This is a genomic window from Streptomyces sp. NPDC053750, assembly GCF_044544295.1.
In the GTDB taxonomy this organism is placed as follows: domain Bacteria; phylum Actinomycetota; class Actinomycetes; order Streptomycetales; family Streptomycetaceae; genus Streptomyces.
Window position 1 is genome coordinate 288,290 of record NZ_JBITXB010000008.1, and the last position, 16,600, is coordinate 304,889.

12 protein-coding genes are annotated in these 16,600 nt (G+C 71.7%); 6 read left to right on the forward strand and 6 right to left on the reverse strand.

Translation table 11 applies throughout. The features are described 5' to 3' along the window. Nucleotides 1-51: 51 nt before the first annotated feature. Nucleotides 52-411 carry a DUF6463 family protein gene (locus ACIGO6_RS24160; RefSeq protein ID WP_399879361.1) on the forward strand — a complete coding sequence of 120 codons (360 nt, stop codon included), beginning with the start codon at nt 52-54 and terminating at the stop codon, nt 409-411. Between the two features lie 5 nt (nt 412-416). Here ACIGO6_RS24160 and ACIGO6_RS24165 read toward each other — a convergent pair whose 3' ends face one another. Further along, nucleotides 417-989, reverse strand: coding sequence for a dihydrofolate reductase family protein (locus tag ACIGO6_RS24165; RefSeq protein WP_399879363.1), 573 nt, complete (start codon nt 987-989; stop codon nt 417-419). 223 nt (nt 990-1,212) lie between these two features. Further along, nucleotides 1,213-2,877 (reverse strand): PucR family transcriptional regulator, encoded by a 1,665-nt coding sequence (locus ACIGO6_RS24170; protein ID WP_399879364.1) that lies wholly within the window; start codon nt 2,875-2,877, stop codon nt 1,213-1,215. Between the two features lie 205 nt (nt 2,878-3,082). Between ACIGO6_RS24170 and ACIGO6_RS24175 the strand changes: the two genes are divergently transcribed. The 4 genes from ACIGO6_RS24175 (at nt 3,083) to ACIGO6_RS24190 (ending at nt 11,052) form a co-directional block, all read left to right on the forward strand. Then, nucleotides 3,083-4,351, forward strand: coding sequence for an aspartate aminotransferase family protein (locus ACIGO6_RS24175; RefSeq protein ID WP_399879366.1), 1,269 nt, complete (start codon nt 3,083-3,085; stop codon nt 4,349-4,351). A gap of 59 nt (nt 4,352-4,410) precedes the next feature. Then, a complete protein-coding gene (locus ACIGO6_RS24180; protein ID WP_399879508.1) occupies nt 4,411-5,850 on the forward strand; it encodes an NAD-dependent succinate-semialdehyde dehydrogenase in 1,440 nt (479 codons plus the stop codon). A gap of 57 nt (nt 5,851-5,907) precedes the next feature. Further along, nucleotides 5,908-7,353 carry an argininosuccinate synthase gene (gene argG, locus ACIGO6_RS24185; RefSeq protein WP_399879368.1) on the forward strand — a complete coding sequence of 482 codons (1,446 nt, stop codon included), beginning with the start codon at nt 5,908-5,910 and terminating at the stop codon, nt 7,351-7,353. A gap of 315 nt (nt 7,354-7,668) precedes the next feature. Further along, nucleotides 7,669-11,052 carry a CARDB domain-containing protein gene (locus tag ACIGO6_RS24190; protein WP_399879370.1) on the forward strand — a complete coding sequence of 1,128 codons (3,384 nt, stop codon included), beginning with the start codon at nt 7,669-7,671 and terminating at the stop codon, nt 11,050-11,052. Nucleotides 11,053-11,089: 37 nt separating this feature from the next. On the opposite strand, the gene ACIGO6_RS24195 is transcribed toward ACIGO6_RS24190, so the two are convergent. The 3 genes from ACIGO6_RS24195 to ACIGO6_RS24205 form a co-directional block, all read right to left on the reverse strand. After that, on the reverse strand, nt 11,090-13,342 hold the full coding sequence (locus tag ACIGO6_RS24195) for a hypothetical protein (protein WP_399879371.1): 2,253 nt from the start codon (nt 13,340-13,342) through the stop codon (nt 11,090-11,092). A 100-nt stretch (nt 13,343-13,442) separates the two neighbouring features. Then, complete coding sequence (locus tag ACIGO6_RS24200) at nt 13,443-14,888, reverse strand: glyceraldehyde-3-phosphate dehydrogenase (RefSeq protein WP_399879373.1); 1,446 nt, start codon at nt 14,886-14,888, stop codon at nt 13,443-13,445. A gap of 79 nt (nt 14,889-14,967) precedes the next feature. Beyond that, nucleotides 14,968-15,570, reverse strand: coding sequence for a hypothetical protein (locus ACIGO6_RS24205; protein WP_399879375.1), 603 nt, complete (start codon nt 15,568-15,570; stop codon nt 14,968-14,970). A 186-nt stretch (nt 15,571-15,756) separates the two neighbouring features. Here ACIGO6_RS24205 and ACIGO6_RS24210 point away from each other — a divergent pair, with 186 nt between their 5' ends. Then, nucleotides 15,757-16,158 (forward strand): SseB family protein, encoded by a 402-nt coding sequence (locus tag ACIGO6_RS24210; RefSeq protein WP_399879376.1) that lies wholly within the window; start codon nt 15,757-15,759, stop codon nt 16,156-16,158. A 7-nt stretch (nt 16,159-16,165) separates the two neighbouring features. On the opposite strand, the gene ACIGO6_RS24215 is transcribed toward ACIGO6_RS24210, so the two are convergent. Beyond that, complete coding sequence (locus ACIGO6_RS24215) at nt 16,166-16,582, reverse strand: MarR family winged helix-turn-helix transcriptional regulator (protein ID WP_399879378.1); 417 nt, start codon at nt 16,580-16,582, stop codon at nt 16,166-16,168. Nucleotides 16,583-16,600: the final 18 nt, after the last annotated feature.

Genomic DNA, 16,600 nt, shown 5'->3' on the forward strand with positions numbered 1-16,600 from the left:
TCGTCCGGGTGCGCCGCTCGTCGGTGTTCGGCACGCCCGTACGATGAGGCCATGACGCGACGCTCGGCGGGACGCCAACTCCAGTTCGTCGGCCTGGCCCACGGTGCCATCGGCGCCGTGATCTACCGCGACGTGCTCGCCGACATCGCGCGCGGCGACCTCCTCGGCTCCGTGCCGGACCGCGGTGACCGGGCCGCGGCCTTCTGGTTCCTGGCCGCCGCGCCCGCCCTGTGGATGGGCGGCCGGCTCCTGCGATCCGCGGAGGAGCACCGGGACGTCCCGGCCCAGCGCGCCGCCGGTGCCGTGCTGGCCGCCGTCGGAGTGGCGGGGACGGCGGTCATGCCGAAGGGCGGCTTCCCCGCCCTCGCGGCGATCGGCGGGCTCGTCCTGCGCAGGACGCTGCGCGGCTGAGCCCCTCAGCGCACCACGTCGAAGATCTGCTTCTGCAGGCCGTTGGCGTACACCTCGTGCTCGACGAGCTTCAGCTTCTGGGCGTCCTTGTCCGCGGTGCTGAACAGCCGCTTGCCCGCGCCGAGGAGGAGCGGGAAGACGAGCAGGTGGTAGCGGTCGATCAGGCCCGCGTCCGAAAGGCTCCGGTTCAGGGCGGCGCTGCCGTGGACGATGATCGGGCCGCCCTCGGTCTCCTTCAGCGCGGCGACCTCGTCGAGTGAGCGCAGGATCGTCGTCTCGCCCCAGTTCGTCACCAGGTCGTCCTCGGTAAGGGTGGTGGAGACGACGTACTTCGGCATCACCTTGTAGCCGGGAAACTCCTCCATGTCCGGCCACACCGGGCTGAACGCCTCGTAGCTGACCCGGCCCAGCAGCAGGGCCGTGGCCTCCTTCTGTTCCCGGTCCTTGATCTCGTACGCCTCCGGCAGGAACTCCACGTCCTTGAAGGTCCACCCCGAGTTCCGGTAACCGGGCTCGCCGCCCGGGGCCTCCACGACACCGTCGAGCGAGACGAAGGCAGTGCTGATCAGAGTACGCATGTGAGGTTCCTCAGTGCTTCGGGTCCGGTCTGTGCATGTCTGGGTCGGTGTGCGCTTTCGCCGCTTCCGCAACGCCGTGCACCGACACCATTCTGACCGGAGGTCGGGGGAAAACTCATCGGTCGTGGCCGACCCTGGACGAGGTGCGGCAGGTCGGCGACGGTGCGGTCGTCGACGCCCCCGGTCGGGACACTTCGACCGGGGCTCTACGGGGAGCACGGGTTCATCCGCCGGATGGACGACCCCGGCCGGTGGGCGGGGGCGCCCGCAGCGCGTCGAGCGCCTGGAGGGCCACGTGGAGTTCGGTGCGCTGCTCGCCGGACTCGAGGTCGCGGCCGAGCAACCGTTCGATCGTGCGCAGCCGTTGGTAGACCGTCTCGCGGGACAGCCCGACCGAGCGGGCGGCGACGGTCTTGTTGCCGGCGGCGTCCAGGTAGCGGCGCAGGGTCGTCAGAAGGTCGGTGCCGTGGCGGGCGTCGTGGTCGAGGAGCCGGCCCAGTTGCCGTTCCGCGTAGTCCTGGACCCGGGGGTCGTCGCGGAGCGCGAACAGCAGGCGGCGCAGGCCGATGTCGGACCGCTCGTGGAAGGAACGGTCCGCGGGCAGGGGCCGGCCGGGCTCGGTCGCCTCCGCCACCCGGGCCGCCTCGCGGAACGAGCCGGCGACGTCGGCGAGGTCCCGGACCGGGGAGCCGACGCTCACGGTCGTGCCCGGGACCGGGCCCAGCACGGTACGGCTCAGCCGTTCGACGGCCCGGCGCCAGGGCTGGGCGGGCCGCAGGGCCAGCAGGACGCCGAGACGGGTGGGGCCCAGGAGCCCGACGAGGGCCCGGGTGCCCGTCGCCTCCAGCTCCTCGCCGAGACGGAGTTCGGCCCGCTCGGTGTCCTCTTCCGCCGGCACGTCCGCGAGCACGGCGACGAAGCGGCGGTCCTCCGTGGGCAGACCCAGTGCCGCGACCCGGGCGCGCGCGTCGGCGGGGGAGAGGTGGCGCTGCTCGACGAGGTCGCGCAGGGCGTGCCGGTGCGCGGTGCGTTCCCAGGGCGCCGGATGGGTCAGGCGGGCGATGGTGAGGGCCATCGCGGTCCGCTCCAGGACGGTGACGTCCTCCGGGCCGAAGGGCGGGGAAGCGGCCGTGCCCGACGGGGCGGGAAGCATGACCACCCTGCCCCAGGCTTCGCCCTGGTACGCCACCGGGGCCACGAGCCAGCCCTCGGGGCCCCGGACACCGGTGCGGTCGGCGGGTGGGGTGGCCCGGGAGCGCCGTTCCCAGTCGGTGAGCGCGTCCCCCGCCGTACTGCCGGAGGGCTCGCAGATCAGCGCCCGGTGGACGAGGTTCTCCAGCACGACCGTGTGACCGCTCATCTCCGCCGCGGCGCGCATCACGTCCTCGGGGCCCGCACCGCGCAGGGTGAGGGCGGTGAACGCCTCGTGGACGCGCTGGGTCCGGCGCATCGCGTCCGCCTGGTTGCCGAGGAGGAGCGCGTGCACCACCTGGGTGACCTCGAGGAAGTTGACGTCCCTGGCGAGGGTGACGAGGGGCAGGCCGCGGGCGCGGCAGGACTGGACGAGGGCGTCGGGCGGCCGGTGATACCGGCGGACGAGTTCGATGACCAGGGCCGCGGCACCGACGGAGGCGAGCTCGTCGACGTAGCGGCGTACCCCGGCCGGGTCGTCGGGCAGGGGCATGCCGGTGGTGAGGACGAGTTCGCCGCCCTTCAGGAAGGAGGCGGGGTCCGTCAGTTCGGTGATGTGGACCCAGCGGACCGGCCGGCCGATCCGGTCCGGGCCGGCGACCACCTGGGGATCTCCCTGGGCCAGGACGGGCAGGGCCAGCACGTCCGCCACGGTGAGCGGGCGGCCGGCCGGCTCCGGCTGGTCGTTCTCGCTCACGGTGCCTCCCTGCGCGCCCCCGTCACTCTGACAAGCCGCACTGACCTGCGCAAGAGCGGCCGGGCGGCGCGAGCGGGACCACGGAGGGCTGACACAACGTCCGGAGAGCGGGCCCCGGCTGGACGGAACACGTGTTGTCGGCGCCCGGGACCGCGGGAATCCTCAAAGGCACCGAGCAGACCGACGACCAGGCCGGGAGACGAGCATGACCGCACTGTCGCCGCACCTTCGTCAGGCCACGCCCGTGGTGGCGGTCCGGGGCGAGGGCGTCCACCTCCACGGCGAGGACGGCCGCCGCTACCTGGACTTCACCGCCGGCATCGGCGTCACCAGCACCGGGCACTGCCACCCCCGGGTCGTGGCCGCGGCCCAGGAGCAGGTGGGCACGCTGATCCACGGCCAGTACACGACCGTCATGCACCAGCCGCTGCGCCACCTGGTCGACAAGCTGGGCCAGGTGCTGCCGGCCGGCCTGGACAGCCTGTTCTTCACCAACTCCGGCAGCGAGGCGGTGGAGGCGGCGCTGCGACTGGCCCGCCAGGCCACCGGCCGGCCGAACGTCCTGGTCTGCCACGGCGGTTTCCACGGCCGGACCGTGGCCGCCGCCTCCATGACCACCTCCGGCACCCGCTTCCGGTCCGGTTTCTCTCCACTGATGAGCGGCGTGGTCGTCACCCCCTTCCCGACGGCCTACCGCTACGGCTGGGACGAGGCGACCGCGACCCGCTTCGCCCTCCAGGAGCTCGACTACACCCTCCAGACGATCTCCTCGCCCGCCGACACGGCCGCGGTCGTCGTCGAGCCGGTGCTCGGCGAGGGCGGGTACGTCCCCGCGAACCGCGCCTTCATGGAGGGCCTGCGGGAGCGGGCGGACCGGCACGGCTTCCTGCTGATCCTGGACGAGGTGCAGACCGGCGTGGGCCGCACCGGCCGGTTCTGGGGCCACGAGCACTTCGGCGTCACCCCCGACGTCCTCGTCACCGCCAAGGGGCTGGCCAGCGGTTTCCCGCTGTCCGGCATCGCCGCCCCCGAGGAACTGATGCGCAGGGCCTGGCCCGGCTCGCAGGGCGGCACGTACGGCGCCAACGCGGTGGCGTGCGCGGCGGCCTGCGCCACCCTCGACGTCGTACGCGACGAGAAGCTCGTCGAGAACGCCGAGGCCATGGGGGCGCGGCTGCGCCACGGGCTGGAGGCGGTGGCGGCCCGCACGCCGGCCGTCGGGGACGTACGCGGGATGGGGCTGATGCTGGCCTCCGAGTTCGTCACCGCGGACGGCGACCCGGACCCCGAGACCGCCGCCCGGGTCCAGCGGGCCGCCGTCGACGAGGGCCTGCTGTTGCTGCTGTGCGGCGCCTGGAACCAGGTGGTCCGGATGATCCCGGCACTGGTGATCTCCGAGTCGGGGATCGACGAGGGGCTGCGGGCCTGGGCGGCCGCGGTGGAGACCGGCACCGCACAGGCCGCGGACCGGTGAGCGAGAAGCGAGGAGGGACCCCCATGACCGACCGCACCCCGACCGACGCACCGGCCCACGTGTCCGACACCCCGACGCGACTGTTCATCGGCGGAGCCTGGGTGGACGCCGTGGACGGCGCCACCATGCCGGTGGACGACCCCGCGACCGGGGAGATCCTCTGCCAGGTCGCCGACGCGGGCCCCAAGGACGCCCGGCTCGCCGAGGACGCGGCGGTCCAGGCACAGGAGGAGTGGGCCCGTACGGCGCCGCGGGCCCGCAGTGAGATCCTGCGCCGCGCCCATGAGACCGTCCTCGACCGCACCGACGAACTCGCCCGCCTGATGACGTCCGAGATGGGCAAGCCGCTCGCGGAGGCCAAGGGAGAGGTGGCGTACGCGGCCGAGTTCCTCCGCTGGTTCTCCGAGGAGGCCGTCCGCATCGGCGGCGGCCACGGCGTCCTCCCCGACGGACGCAACCGCATGCTGCTCTCCCGGCGCCCGGTCGGACCCTGTCTGCTCGTCACCCCGTGGAACTTCCCGCTCGCCATGGGCACCCGCAAGATCGGCCCGGCGATCGCCGCCGGCTGCACGGCGGTGCTCAAGCCGGCCCCGCAGACCCCGCTGTCCAGCCTGGCCCTCGCCGCGATCCTCAAGGAGGCGGGACTGCCGGACGGCGTACTGAACGTCGTCACCACGTCCCGGGCGGGAGAGGTGTGCGAACCGCTCCTGCGCGGCGGGAGGATCCGCAAGCTGTCCTTCACCGGCTCGACGGCCGTCGGGCGGCTGCTCCTGGCCCAGTGCGCCGACCACGTCGTACGGACCTCGATGGAGCTGGGCGGCAACGCGCCCTTCGTCGTCTTCGACGACGCGAACCTGGACAGGGCCGTGGACGGCGCGATGGTCGCGAAGATGCGCAACATGGGCGAGGCCTGCACCGCCGCGAACCGCTTCTTCGTGCACCGCTCGGTGGCCGACGCGTTCGGCCGGCGCCTGGCCGAGCGCATGGGCGCCCTCGTGGTCGGTCCCGGCACCGAGGACGGCGTCGACGTCGGTCCGCTGATCGACGCCGCCGGACGGGCCAAGGTGGAGGACCTGGTGGCCGACGCGGTGGAGCGCGGCGCCCGGGTGCTCGTCGGGGGACGTACTCCCGAGGGGCCCGGCTGCTTCTACCCGCCCACCGTGCTCACCGGGGTCTGTCCGGACAGCCGGCTGATGGAGACGGAGATCTTCGGACCGGTCGCGGCGATCCTCACGTTCGACGACGAGGACGAGGTCGTACGCCGCGCCAACGACACCCCCTGGGGGCTCGTCGGCTACGTCTTCACCGAAGGCCTCGACCGCGCCCTGCGCGTCAGCGAACGCCTCGAGGTCGGCATGGTCGGCCTCAACACCGGACTCGTCTCCAACCCGGCCGCGCCCTTCGGCGGCGTCAAGCAGTCGGGGCTGGGCCGCGAGGGCGGAACGGTGGGCATCGAGGAGTTCCTGGAGTACCAGTACGTGGCGATGCCGGCCCGGTGACCGGCCCATGGCCACCCAGGCTTTGCATGGTCATGCGTCATCATGCATACTCTTCCTATGTCCAAGGTCCTCACCTCCCTCCCCACCGGCGAGCGCGTCGGTATCGCCTTCTCGGGCGGCCTCGACACTTCGGTCGCGGTCGCGTGGATGCGTGACAAGGGCGCCGTCCCCTGTACGTACACCGCCGACATCGGCCAGTACGACGAGCCCGACATCGCCTCGGTGCCCGACCGCGCGAAGACCTACGGCGCCGAGATCGCCCGCCTGGTCGACTGCCGCGCGGCGCTGGTCGAGGAGGGGCTGGCCGCCCTCACCTGCGGTGCCTTCCACATCCGCTCGGGCGGGCGCGCCTACTTCAACACCACGCCGCTCGGCCGTGCCGTCACCGGCACCCTCCTGGTCCGGGCGATGCTCGAGGACAACGTCCAGATCTGGGGCGACGGCTCCACGTTCAAGGGCAACGACATCGAGCGGTTCTACCGGTACGGCCTGCTCGCCAACCCCCAGCTGCGGATCTACAAGCCGTGGCTGGACGCGGACTTCGTGACCGAGCTCGGCGGCCGCAAGGAGATGTCGGAGTGGCTGCTCGCCCACGACCTCCCCTACCGGGACTCGACGGAGAAGGCGTACTCCACCGACGCCAACATCTGGGGCGCCACCCACGAGGCCAAGACGCTGGAGCACCTCGACACCGGCGTGGAGACCGTGGAGCCCATCATGGGCGTGCGGTTCTGGGACCCGTCGGTCGAGATCGCCACCGAGGACGTCACGATCGGCTTCGACCAGGGCCGCCCGGTGACGATCAACGGCAAGGAGTTCCCCTCCCCGGTCGACCTGGTGATGGAGGCCAACGCCATCGGCGGCCGGCACGGCATGGGCATGTCCGACCAGATCGAGAACCGGATCATCGAGGCCAAGAGCCGCGGGATCTACGAGGCGCCCGGCATGGCCCTGCTGCACGCGGCCTACGAGCGCCTCGTCAACGCGATCCACAACGAGGACACCCTCGCCCAGTACCACACCGAGGGACGGCGCCTGGGCCGGCTGATGTACGAGGGCCGCTGGCTCGACCCGCAGGCCCTGATGATCCGCGAGTCGCTGCAGCGCTGGGTCGGCTCGGCGGTCACCGGCGAGGTCACCCTGCGGCTGCGGCGCGGTGAGGACTACTCGATCCTCGACACCACGGGCCCGGCGTTCAGCTACCACCCGGACAAGCTGTCGATGGAGCGCACCGAGGACTCCGCGTTCGGTCCGGTGGACCGGATCGGCCAGCTGACCATGCGCAACCTCGACATCGCCGACTCCCGCGCCAAGCTGGAGCAGTACGCCGGCCTCGGCCTCATCGGCACCGCGACCCCGACCATCGGTGCCGCCCAGGCCGCCGCGACCGGGCTGATCGGCGCCATGCCGGAGGGCGGCGCGCAGGCCATCGCCTCCCGTGGCGAGGTCTCCGGCGACGACGAGCTGCTGGACCGCGCCGCGATGGAGTTCGGCACGGACTGATCGACCTCGGGGGAGACCCCACCGGCAAGGGCCGGCTCGACGCCTACGGGCGTGGAGTCGGCCCTTCTGTTTTCTCGCTCCGGTGCATGACTTGCGTGCACTGTGAGATCCGACCGGCGCTCTCGTGTGCCTACTGCTGCCTCTTCCCAGTTCAACGTCAACGCAAGCTGTCCGCAAGCAACGCAAGCTACTTACGTACCAAATTCCGCCGTAACGAGGACCGTTGACAAACAGGTGACGCGCTAGAAACCTGATGCCGCAGTTTCCGCAAAGAATCGACTGTCCTACTCAATTGGCGCGCATGGAGGACACCTCATGAGATGGAGATCCCTCGGCCGACGGTCGCTGACGGGCGCCGTCGCGGCCGGGCTGATGACGGTCGGGCTGCTCCCGCTGCCCTTCGCGGCCGGCGCGCAGGCCGCGACGGCCGCCGCCGACGTCAACCTCGCGCTCGGCCGCCCGGCCACGGCGGGCGGCTCCCACAGTGCGTACCCGGCCGCCCACACCACCGACGGCACCCAGGCGTCCTACTGGGAGGGCCCGGCCGGCGCGTTCCCCCAGTGGGTGCAGGTCGACCTCGGCGACGCCCGGAACGTCGAACGGGTGGTCCTCAAGCTGCCCACCGGCTGGGAGAGCCGCAGCCAGACCCTCTCCCTCCAGGGCAGCACCGACGGCTCCACCTTCCACGCCCTCGCGGCATCGGCCGCGCGGGCGTTCAGCCCGGACCGGGCCAACACCGTCGCCGTCGACCTCGCCGAACCCTCCGACGCCCGGTACGTCCGCGTGCACGTCACCGGCAACACCGGCTGGAACGCCGCACAGCTCGCCGAGCTGGAGGTGTACGGCGAGGACGTGGTCACCGAGCCACCGCCCACCGGCACCAACCTGGCCCGCAACAAGCCGGTCGAGGCCACCTCGTCGACGCAGACCTACGTCGCCGCCCACGCCACCGACGACTCCACCTCCACCTACTGGGAGGCGGCCGGCCACCCCGCCGACCTCACCGTGAAGCTCGGCGCCGACGCGGACGTCGGCGCCGTGGTCGTCAAACTCAACCCGGACCCGGTGTGGGCCGCCCGCACCCAGGGCATCCAGGTGCTGGGCCGCGCACAGGGCGAGAGCGACTTCACCTCACTGCGCGCCCGCGCCGACTATGCCTTCAACCCGGGCCAGGACAACTCGGTGACCATCCCCGTCACCGGCCGGGTCTCCGACGTACGCCTCAGGTTCTTCTCCAACACCGGCGCGCCCGGCGGCCAGGTCGCCGAGTTCCAGGTCGTCGGCACCGCCGCGCCCGCGCCCGACCTCACGGTCACCGGCCTGGACTGGTCACCCGCCGCGCCCTCCGAGCGCGACGAGGTCACCGTCACCGCCACGGTCCGCAACGCCGGCACCGCCCGCTCGGCCGCGACGACCACCGAGGTCACCGTGGAGGGGACGACCGCGGGCAGCGCCGAGGTACCCGCGCTCGACCCCGGCGAGTCCACCGAGGTCGCCGTCGCCACCGGCACCCACGCGGCCGGCAGTTACGGGGTCGCCGCGGTGGTCGACCCCCGCGACACCGTCGCCGAAGCGGACGACTCCAACAACAGCCGCACTGCCACGGACCGACTGGTCGTCGACCGGGCCCCCGGACCCGACCTGGAGGTGCGCTCCGTCACCACCGACCCGGCCAACCCGGCCGTCGGCGCCCCCGTCTCCTTCACCGTCGCCGTGCACAACCGCGGCACCGGCGCCGCCCCCGCCGGATCGGTGACCCGGGTCCAGGCCGGCACCACCACGCTGAACGGCACCACCGGACAGGTGGCCGCCGGCGCCACGGTGAACGTACCGGTCTCCGGCACCTGGACGGCGACCGGCGGCGGCGTCACCCTCACCGCCACCGCGGACGCCACCGGCCTCGTCGCCGAGACCAACGAGAACAACAACGTGCTCGCCAAGTCCCTCGTCGTCGGACGCGGCGCCGCCGTCCCGTACACCGAGTACGAGGCGGAGAACGGCCGTCACAACGGCACCCTGCTCACCACCGACGCCAAGCGCACCTTCGGTCACACCAACTTCGGTACCGAGTCCTCGGGCCGGAAGTCCGTCCGGCTCGACTCCACCGGCCAGTACGTCGAGTTCACCTCCACCACGCCCACCAACTCCGTCGTCGTACGCAACTCCATCCCGGACGCCCCGGCCGGCGGCGGCACCCAGGCCACGATCAGCCTCTACGCCGACGGCGCGTTCGTGCAGAAACTGACCCTGTCCTCCAAGCACAGCTGGCTGTACGGCAACACCGACGACCCCGAAGGACTCACCAACCGGCCCGGCGGCGACGCGCGACGGCTCTTCGACGAGTCCCACGCGCTGCTGTCGAAGACCTACCCGCAGGGCACCACGTTCCGCCTCCAGCGCGACGCGGGCGACTCGGCCGCCTTCTACGTCATCGACCTGATCGACCTGGAGCAGGTCGCGCCCCCGGCGGCCAAGCCGGCCAACTGCACCTCGATCACCGAGTACGGCGCCGTCCCCGGCGACGGACTCGACGACACCGACGCCATCCAGCGCGCCGTCACCGACGATCAGAACGGCCGGATCGACTGTGTGTGGATCCCGGCGGGGCAGTGGCGCCAGGAGCAGAAGATCCTCACCGACGATCCGCTCAACCGCGGCCAGTTCAACCAGGTCGGCATCCGCGACGTCACCATCCGCGGCGCGGGCATGTGGCACTCCCAGCTCTACACCCTGACCCCGCCGCACGAGGCCGGTGGCATCAACCACCCGCACGAGGGCAACTTCGGCTTCGACATCGACCACAACACCCGAATCTCCGACCTCGCCATCTTCGGCTCCGGCACCATCCGCGGCGGCGACGGCAACCACGAGGGCGGCGTCGGGCTCAACGGCCGCTTCGGCAAGGACACCAGGATCAGCAACGTGTGGATCGAGCACGCCAACGTCGGTGTCTGGGCCGGCCGCGACTACTCCAACATCCCCGAGCTGTGGGGCCCCGGTGACGGCCTGGAGTTCACCGGCATGCGGATCCGCAACACCTACGCCGACGGCATCAACTTCGCCAACGGCACCCGCAACTCCACCGTCCACAACTCCTCCTTCCGCAACACCGGCGACGACTCGCTCGCCGTGTGGGCCAGCAAGTACGTGAAGGACACCGCCGTGGACGTCGGTCACGACAACCACTTCCGCAACAACACGATCCAGCTGCCGTGGCGGGCCAACGGCATCGCGGTGTACGGCGGTTACGGCAACACCATCGAGAACAACGTCATCTCCGACACCATGAACTACCCCGGCATCATGCTCGCCACCGACCACGACCCGCTGCCCTTCTCCGGTCAGACCCTCATCGCGGGCAACGCCCTGCACCGGACCGGGGGCGCGTTCTGGGGCGAGGCACAGGAGTTCGGCGCCATCACCCTCTTCGCGCAGGGCCAGGACATCCCGGGGGTGACCATCAAGGACACGGAGATCCTCGACTCGACCTATGACGGCATCCAGTTCAAGACGGGAGGCGGTGCGATGCCGGACGTGAAGATCACCGGCGTCCGTATCGACAAGTCGAACAACGGCTCCGGCATCCTCGCCATGGGCGGCGCCCGCGGCAGCGCGACCCTGACGGACGTCACGATCACCAACTCGGCCGAGGACGCCGTACGGGTCGAGCCGGGCTCCCAGTTCAAGATCAACCAGTAGGGCCGGCCGGCGGTCCGTTCCGGGAGCGCCGGCAGCCTCACCCGCTCGGCGACGCGGCTCCCACCGCGTCGCCGAGCCGGTCCGGTGACCGCCCGACAGGGTAGCGGGTGTCTTCCTGGAGGCGTTCGGCGTTCAGCTCCTCGACCGCGCCGAGCGCGTCGCCGATCGTCGCGTAGTCCACCGCGATGAAGTTGACCGGTCTGCCGCGCTGCCGCTCGCAGGCGTGGGCCCGCTCCAGCACCCGCTGCCGGGAGTTGACGACACCTGCGTCCAGCCGCAGTCCGCCGCCGGCCGTCACGAAGTGGTTCAGCAGGAACAGCCGCTTGTCCGTGCCGCCCCGGTTCGGCAGGCAGGTCATCTCGTCCGGACTGCGGAAGGCGAACGGCGTCTCCATGCCGTACCGGTAGAAGTTGCGGTACCAGGGCGCCGGGCCGTCCGCCTTCTCCGCGAAGACGACCAGCCGCCGGCCGCTGTCGATCATGTCCTTGAGCCTGGGCCACGGGCGATCCGGGTCCGTGTCCGGCTCGTACAGCAGGTCGCCCAACCCCGCCTGCTCGAAGGCGCGCTGGGCCAGCACGGAGCCGACCCCGTCCTGCACGACCAGGGTGACGACCTCCGTGGGGTTGGCCCGCAGCCAGTCACCGATCTGCCGCAGCGTGGGAGCCAGCTCGAGGGCCCCGGCACCGCAGACCGAATGGCACAGCCACAGCCCCGGGTGGGGCGGGTTCACCCGCTCCAGGATCCCGGTGAGCCGCCGGCGCAGTTCCGGGGAGAAGTCCGAGGTGTTCAGCCGGTCCGCGACCTCCTCGGGCCGTTCCCAGCGGTGCGTGTCGAGGAGCAGCACGCGCACCCCGGCGTTGAGCTGGCCGACGATGTCCGGGTCCTGGAGGGGGCCGATGAACCGGTCCGCCGTCGTGGCCATCGCGTTGTGCGCCGCGAGCTGGGCGATCTCGTCGTAGCGGGCGTCGCACAGCTCGGCGCTGCCCTGGCAGATGCGCGGTGAGGACCCGGTGATCGCCACCGGTGCCACCATCGTGCCGACGAGCGCGCACGCCGTGACGGCGAAGGTGAGCGCCGGACCGTGCCGGGGGTCGGTGAGGACCGGCACACTGGGCCTGGTCTGCCAGACCCAGCCGACGGTGATCAGCAGGGCGCCGGCGGCGAGCAGGATCACCGCGACGACGGTGGTGGTGGTCAGGAGTCCGTCGAGAGCGGTGGCCTGGATGTCGCCGAGGAGTTCCGCCGCCGACGGGGGCCACGACGCCGGCGGAGCGAAGAGGGCGTCGCTCAACGCGAGACGCAGGACGAACACCGTCAGGGCCAGCAGCGAGGCGGCGGCGGCCGGCACCCAGCCCAGCGACATCAGCCGGCGACTGGCGGGGGAGGGCGTGGAGAACCACAGCAGCGTCAGCGCCGCCGCGCAGAGCACCGCTGCCGCCGGTTCCACCACCGACTGGAAGAGGCGGGTGACGGAACGCGCGCGGTCCACCGGTGCCAGCGCCTCGTACGAGGGGTCCAGCTCGACGGTGACGACCCACGTGCCCTCCTTCGCCTCCCGCAACAGCTCCGCGGCGGCGGCCCGCACCTGGTCCGTCAGGGCGACCGGCGTGAGCGCGGCCAGCGCGGAGGCCACGTCACCGCGGTCCAGCGCGGTCTGCACGGTGGGCCGCAGCTCGGCACGCGCGGCCGGGGGCACCAGACGCAGCAGCGCGTCCGTGGCCGCGACCGCCTGGCCGTGGGAGAGCGGCAGCGACGGCAGACCCTCCAACGGAGCCTCACCGGCCACGACCTGCGCGGCCAGTTCGGACAGGCGTTGCACGAAGGCCTGGAAATCGGGTTCGGACCGCTGCTGCAGTGCGGCGACGGCCTCGCCGAAGTAGGCCCGGCTGAGCCGTTCGACGTTGGCGACGACGGGCTCGAGGTCGACCGTGACCCGCAGCCGGTCGCGGTCGCCCTCGAGATAGTGGACGACCTCGGCGATCTGACGGTCCCCCATTTCCCGCAGGGTTTCCGGCGGGATCACCACCTTGAGGTTCGAGGTGATGGTCGACTGCGGAACGGGCAGCCGGTCCAGCAGCTCGCGGGCCAGCGGCGTACTGTCCGGGTCGACCAGCACCTCGTCGTAGAACCGCTGGTAGGCCCGCTCGTCCTCCAGGGCCTGGCCGTAGAACTCGGGATCGAGGACGGTGCTGCGCACGACGGCCGCTGCGGCCAGGACGGTCAGACTCACCACCGCCACGCACCAGATCAGCACCTCGCCCCAGGGCGAGCGCCGAACCGGTCCGTTCATGGCTCCATTCTCCCCGCCCGGTACCGGCTGACGCGGCATGCGCGCGGGGCGGTGGGAAGCAGGTCCCACCGCCCCGCGCGCGCACGCGCCGTGCTCCGGTTCAGACCGCCGGGGCCGGGTACGTCGGGTACTCCACCCCGGAGACGTGCTGGACGACGCGGACGACCTGGCAGGAGTAGCCGAACTCGTTGTCGTACCAGAGGTAGAGGATGGCGTTGTCGCCCTCGACCTTGAGCGCGCCGGCGTCGACGATCGAGGCGTGGCGCGAGCCGATGAAGTCGCTGGAGACCGCGTCGGGGGCGCTGATGAAGTCGATCTGGCGCTTGAGCGGCGAGGTCAGCGACACCTCACGCAGGTGGTCGAGCACGTCCTCGCGGGTGGTCTCGCGGGCGAGCTGGAGGTTCAGGATCGCGATCGAGACGTCCGGGACCGGGACGCGGATCGAGCTGCCGGTGATCTTCGCCTTGAGGTCCGGGAGCGCCTTGGCGACGGCGGAGGCGGCGCCCGTCTCGGTGATGACCATGTTGAGCGGCGCGGAGCGGCCGCGGCGGTCGGACTTGTGGTAGTTGTCCAGCAGGTTCTGGTCGTTGGTGAACGAGTGGACGGTCTCCACGTGGCCGCGCAGCACCCCGTACTCGTCCGCCATGGCCTTCAGCGGCGGGACGATCGCGTTGGTGGTGCAGGACGCGCAGGACAGGATCTGCTCGTCCGGCTTGATGGTGTCGTGGTTGACGCCGTGCACGATGTTCGGGACGTCGCCCTTGCCCGGCGCGGTCAGGACGACCTTGTCGATGCCGGGGCGCAGGTGCTTCGACAGGCCCTCGCGGTCGCGCCACTTGCCGGTGTTGTCGATGAGGATGGCGTTCTTGATGCCGTACGCCGTGTAGTCGACCTGCGTCGGGTCGTCGGCGTAGATCACCTTGATCGCGTTGCCGTTGGCGAGGATCGTGCTGTTGTCCTCGTCCACGGTGATCGTGCCCTGGAACTGGCCGTGCACGGAGTCGCGGCGCAGCAGGGAGGCGCGCTTGACGAGATCCTGCTCGCCGCCACCGCGGACCACGATGGCGCGCAGGCGCAGGCCGTTGCCCGAGCCGGCCTTCTCGATGAGCAGACGGGCGACGAGCCGGCCGATGCGGCCGAAGCCGTACAGGACGACGTCGCGTCCCTCGCGACGGTCGATCTTGTCGGCGCCGGTGGCCCCGGCGACGGCGTCGGCGGTGAACTCCTCCACCGACAGCCCGCGGTCGTCGCTCTTGTAGGTGGCGGCGAGCATGCCGATGTCGATCTGCGAGGGGCCGAGGTCGAGCGTGGTGAGGGCCCGCAGGAAGGGCATCGTCTCGGTGACCGACAGCTCCGCGCCGGCGATCTGCCGGGCGAAGCGGTGGGTCTTGAGGATGCTGACCACCGACTTGTTCACCAGGGAGCGGCTGTGCAGCAGGACGGTGACGTCCCGCTCACGGTGCAGCTTCCCGATCATCGGGATCATCGACTCCGCGATCTCCTCGCGGTTCTTCCAGTTGGTGAACGAGTCGTCGTTGACAGTCACGTCTCTATCTTTCGAGCTAGGCGGCGCTCATATGCTAACCCCATCATCCTTATGATCGATCAAGTGGGCCCCTGGATGATCAGATGAGCCGCCCCCAGGAGTGGGCGACGTCCACCACCACACGCCCGTCCTGCACCAGCACCCGGAAGGGCAACCGGGCCCGGACACCCAGCCCGAACTGCGTCTCTCCCTCGAAGCTGCCGGCGAACCGGGTGTCCCGGAAGGCGCGGTACCCGGCGAGGTCCACGCCCGGCAGGGGCCGGCCGACCCGGCCGGGATACGTCGCGGCGCCGGTCTCGGGGCGGTAGCCGGGCGCGGCGACCCGGACCTCCAGGACGGCGCCGCCGCCCACCGCGATCGGGCGGCCCGAGCCGTCCTGGTGGAGCCGGTCGACGTACCGCACGCGGTGACCGAGGTCGGCGGCGCGCGCGCCGGGCACGTCGACGACGAACCGGTCGAAGCACGCGTGGCGGCCGGTCCTGACGTCCTTCACCGGTGTCGTCGTCCCCGCGGCGCGGGTCTTGTCGAGGCTGCCCCAGCCGGTGGGGCAGACCCTGGTGGGCGCGGTCCGCACGGTGCCGGACGCGTCGGTGACCGGGGCCGCGTCGGCCGCGACCGTGGCCGTCCCCAGGGCGGTGCCCGCGAGGACGACCGCCACCCATGCCGCTCTGCTTCGTCGCATTGTGTCCCCCCGGAGGGTTCATGTTCCGTTATTGGAGGAGACGAGCGAATTGACCGAAAGGTTGCGGGCCGGGTGGGGTGGGGCGCCGAACAGGATTGCGCCCCGGACGATCGGGTACGCGAGGTGGGACCGCCCCCGTACCGATCACCGGGGCGGGTCCACCACCGCCGCTACCAGGGATCTGTCATGGAAACACCCGCGAACGACAACTCCGTCTCGCCCGCCCAGCGCGCGCTGGACGTACTTGCCGAGAACACCGAGGACACGGCGGCGCTCGACACGCTCGCGAGCAGCGACGTGCTCGTCCCGGTGCCCGACGACGCGAACGAGCAGGAGGGCGCCGACCCCGGGATGCTGGCCCTGCCGGTCATGGAACAGCAGGGCGGCCGACAGGTCGTGCCCGTGTTCACCTCGGAGCTGGAGATGGCCGACCTGCTGCCGTACGTCTCCCGCTACCGCATGGTGCCGCTGGGGGCCCTCGCCGCGCAGTGGCCGGCCGACGACCTGTCACTGACCATCGACGCGGGCTCGGAGCACCGCCTCACCCTCACGTCGGACGGCGTGCGCACCCTGCTGGCCCGCCCCTAGGCCGTCCTCAGGCACCCTCGGAACGAGGGGCCTCGTCGTCGCCGAGCATGCGGGCCAGCACGGCCCGCTGCAGCGGCAGTACCTCGGCGTGCAGGGCGCGGCCGCCGTGGGTCAGGGCGACGTACACACCGCGCCGGTCCTCCGCGCACATCGTGCGCTCCACCAGCCCGTCCTTCTCCAGCCGGGCGATGAGCCGGGACAGCGCGCTCTGGCTCAGGTGGACCCGGCCGACCAGGTTCTGCACCCGGCACTGGGAGCCCTGCTCGGGCTCCTCGGTCGCGAGGATGTCGAGCACCTCGAAGTCGCTCGCGCCCAGACCGTGCGGGTGCAGCGCACGGTCGATCTCGCACATCGTGCGTGCGTGCACCGAGAGGATCTCCCGCCACCGCTCCTCGAGCCGCACACCGGCCGTCTTGACTGCCATACCTGCACGGTAACACCG

Coding starts and splice junctions, on each gene's coding strand:
- ACIGO6_RS24160 (WP_399879361.1), top strand. CDS start 52: ATGACGCGACGCTCGGCGGGACGCCAACTCCAGTTCGTCGGCCTGGCC.
- ACIGO6_RS24165 (WP_399879363.1), bottom strand. CDS start 989: ATGCGTACTCTGATCAGCACTGCCTTCGTCTCGCTCGACGGTGTCGTG.
- ACIGO6_RS24175 (WP_399879366.1), top strand. CDS start 3,083: ATGACCGCACTGTCGCCGCACCTTCGTCAGGCCACGCCCGTGGTGGCG.
- argG (WP_399879368.1), top strand. CDS start 5,908: ATGTCCAAGGTCCTCACCTCCCTCCCCACCGGCGAGCGCGTCGGTATC.
- ACIGO6_RS24190 (WP_399879370.1), top strand. CDS start 7,669: ATGAGATGGAGATCCCTCGGCCGACGGTCGCTGACGGGCGCCGTCGCG.
- ACIGO6_RS24195 (WP_399879371.1), bottom strand. CDS start 13,342: ATGAACGGACCGGTTCGGCGCTCGCCCTGGGGCGAGGTGCTGATCTGG.
- ACIGO6_RS24205 (WP_399879375.1), bottom strand. CDS start 15,570: ATGCGACGAAGCAGAGCGGCATGGGTGGCGGTCGTCCTCGCGGGCACC.
- ACIGO6_RS24210 (WP_399879376.1), top strand. CDS start 15,757: ATGGAAACACCCGCGAACGACAACTCCGTCTCGCCCGCCCAGCGCGCG.
- ACIGO6_RS24215 (WP_399879378.1), bottom strand. CDS start 16,582: ATGGCAGTCAAGACGGCCGGTGTGCGGCTCGAGGAGCGGTGGCGGGAG.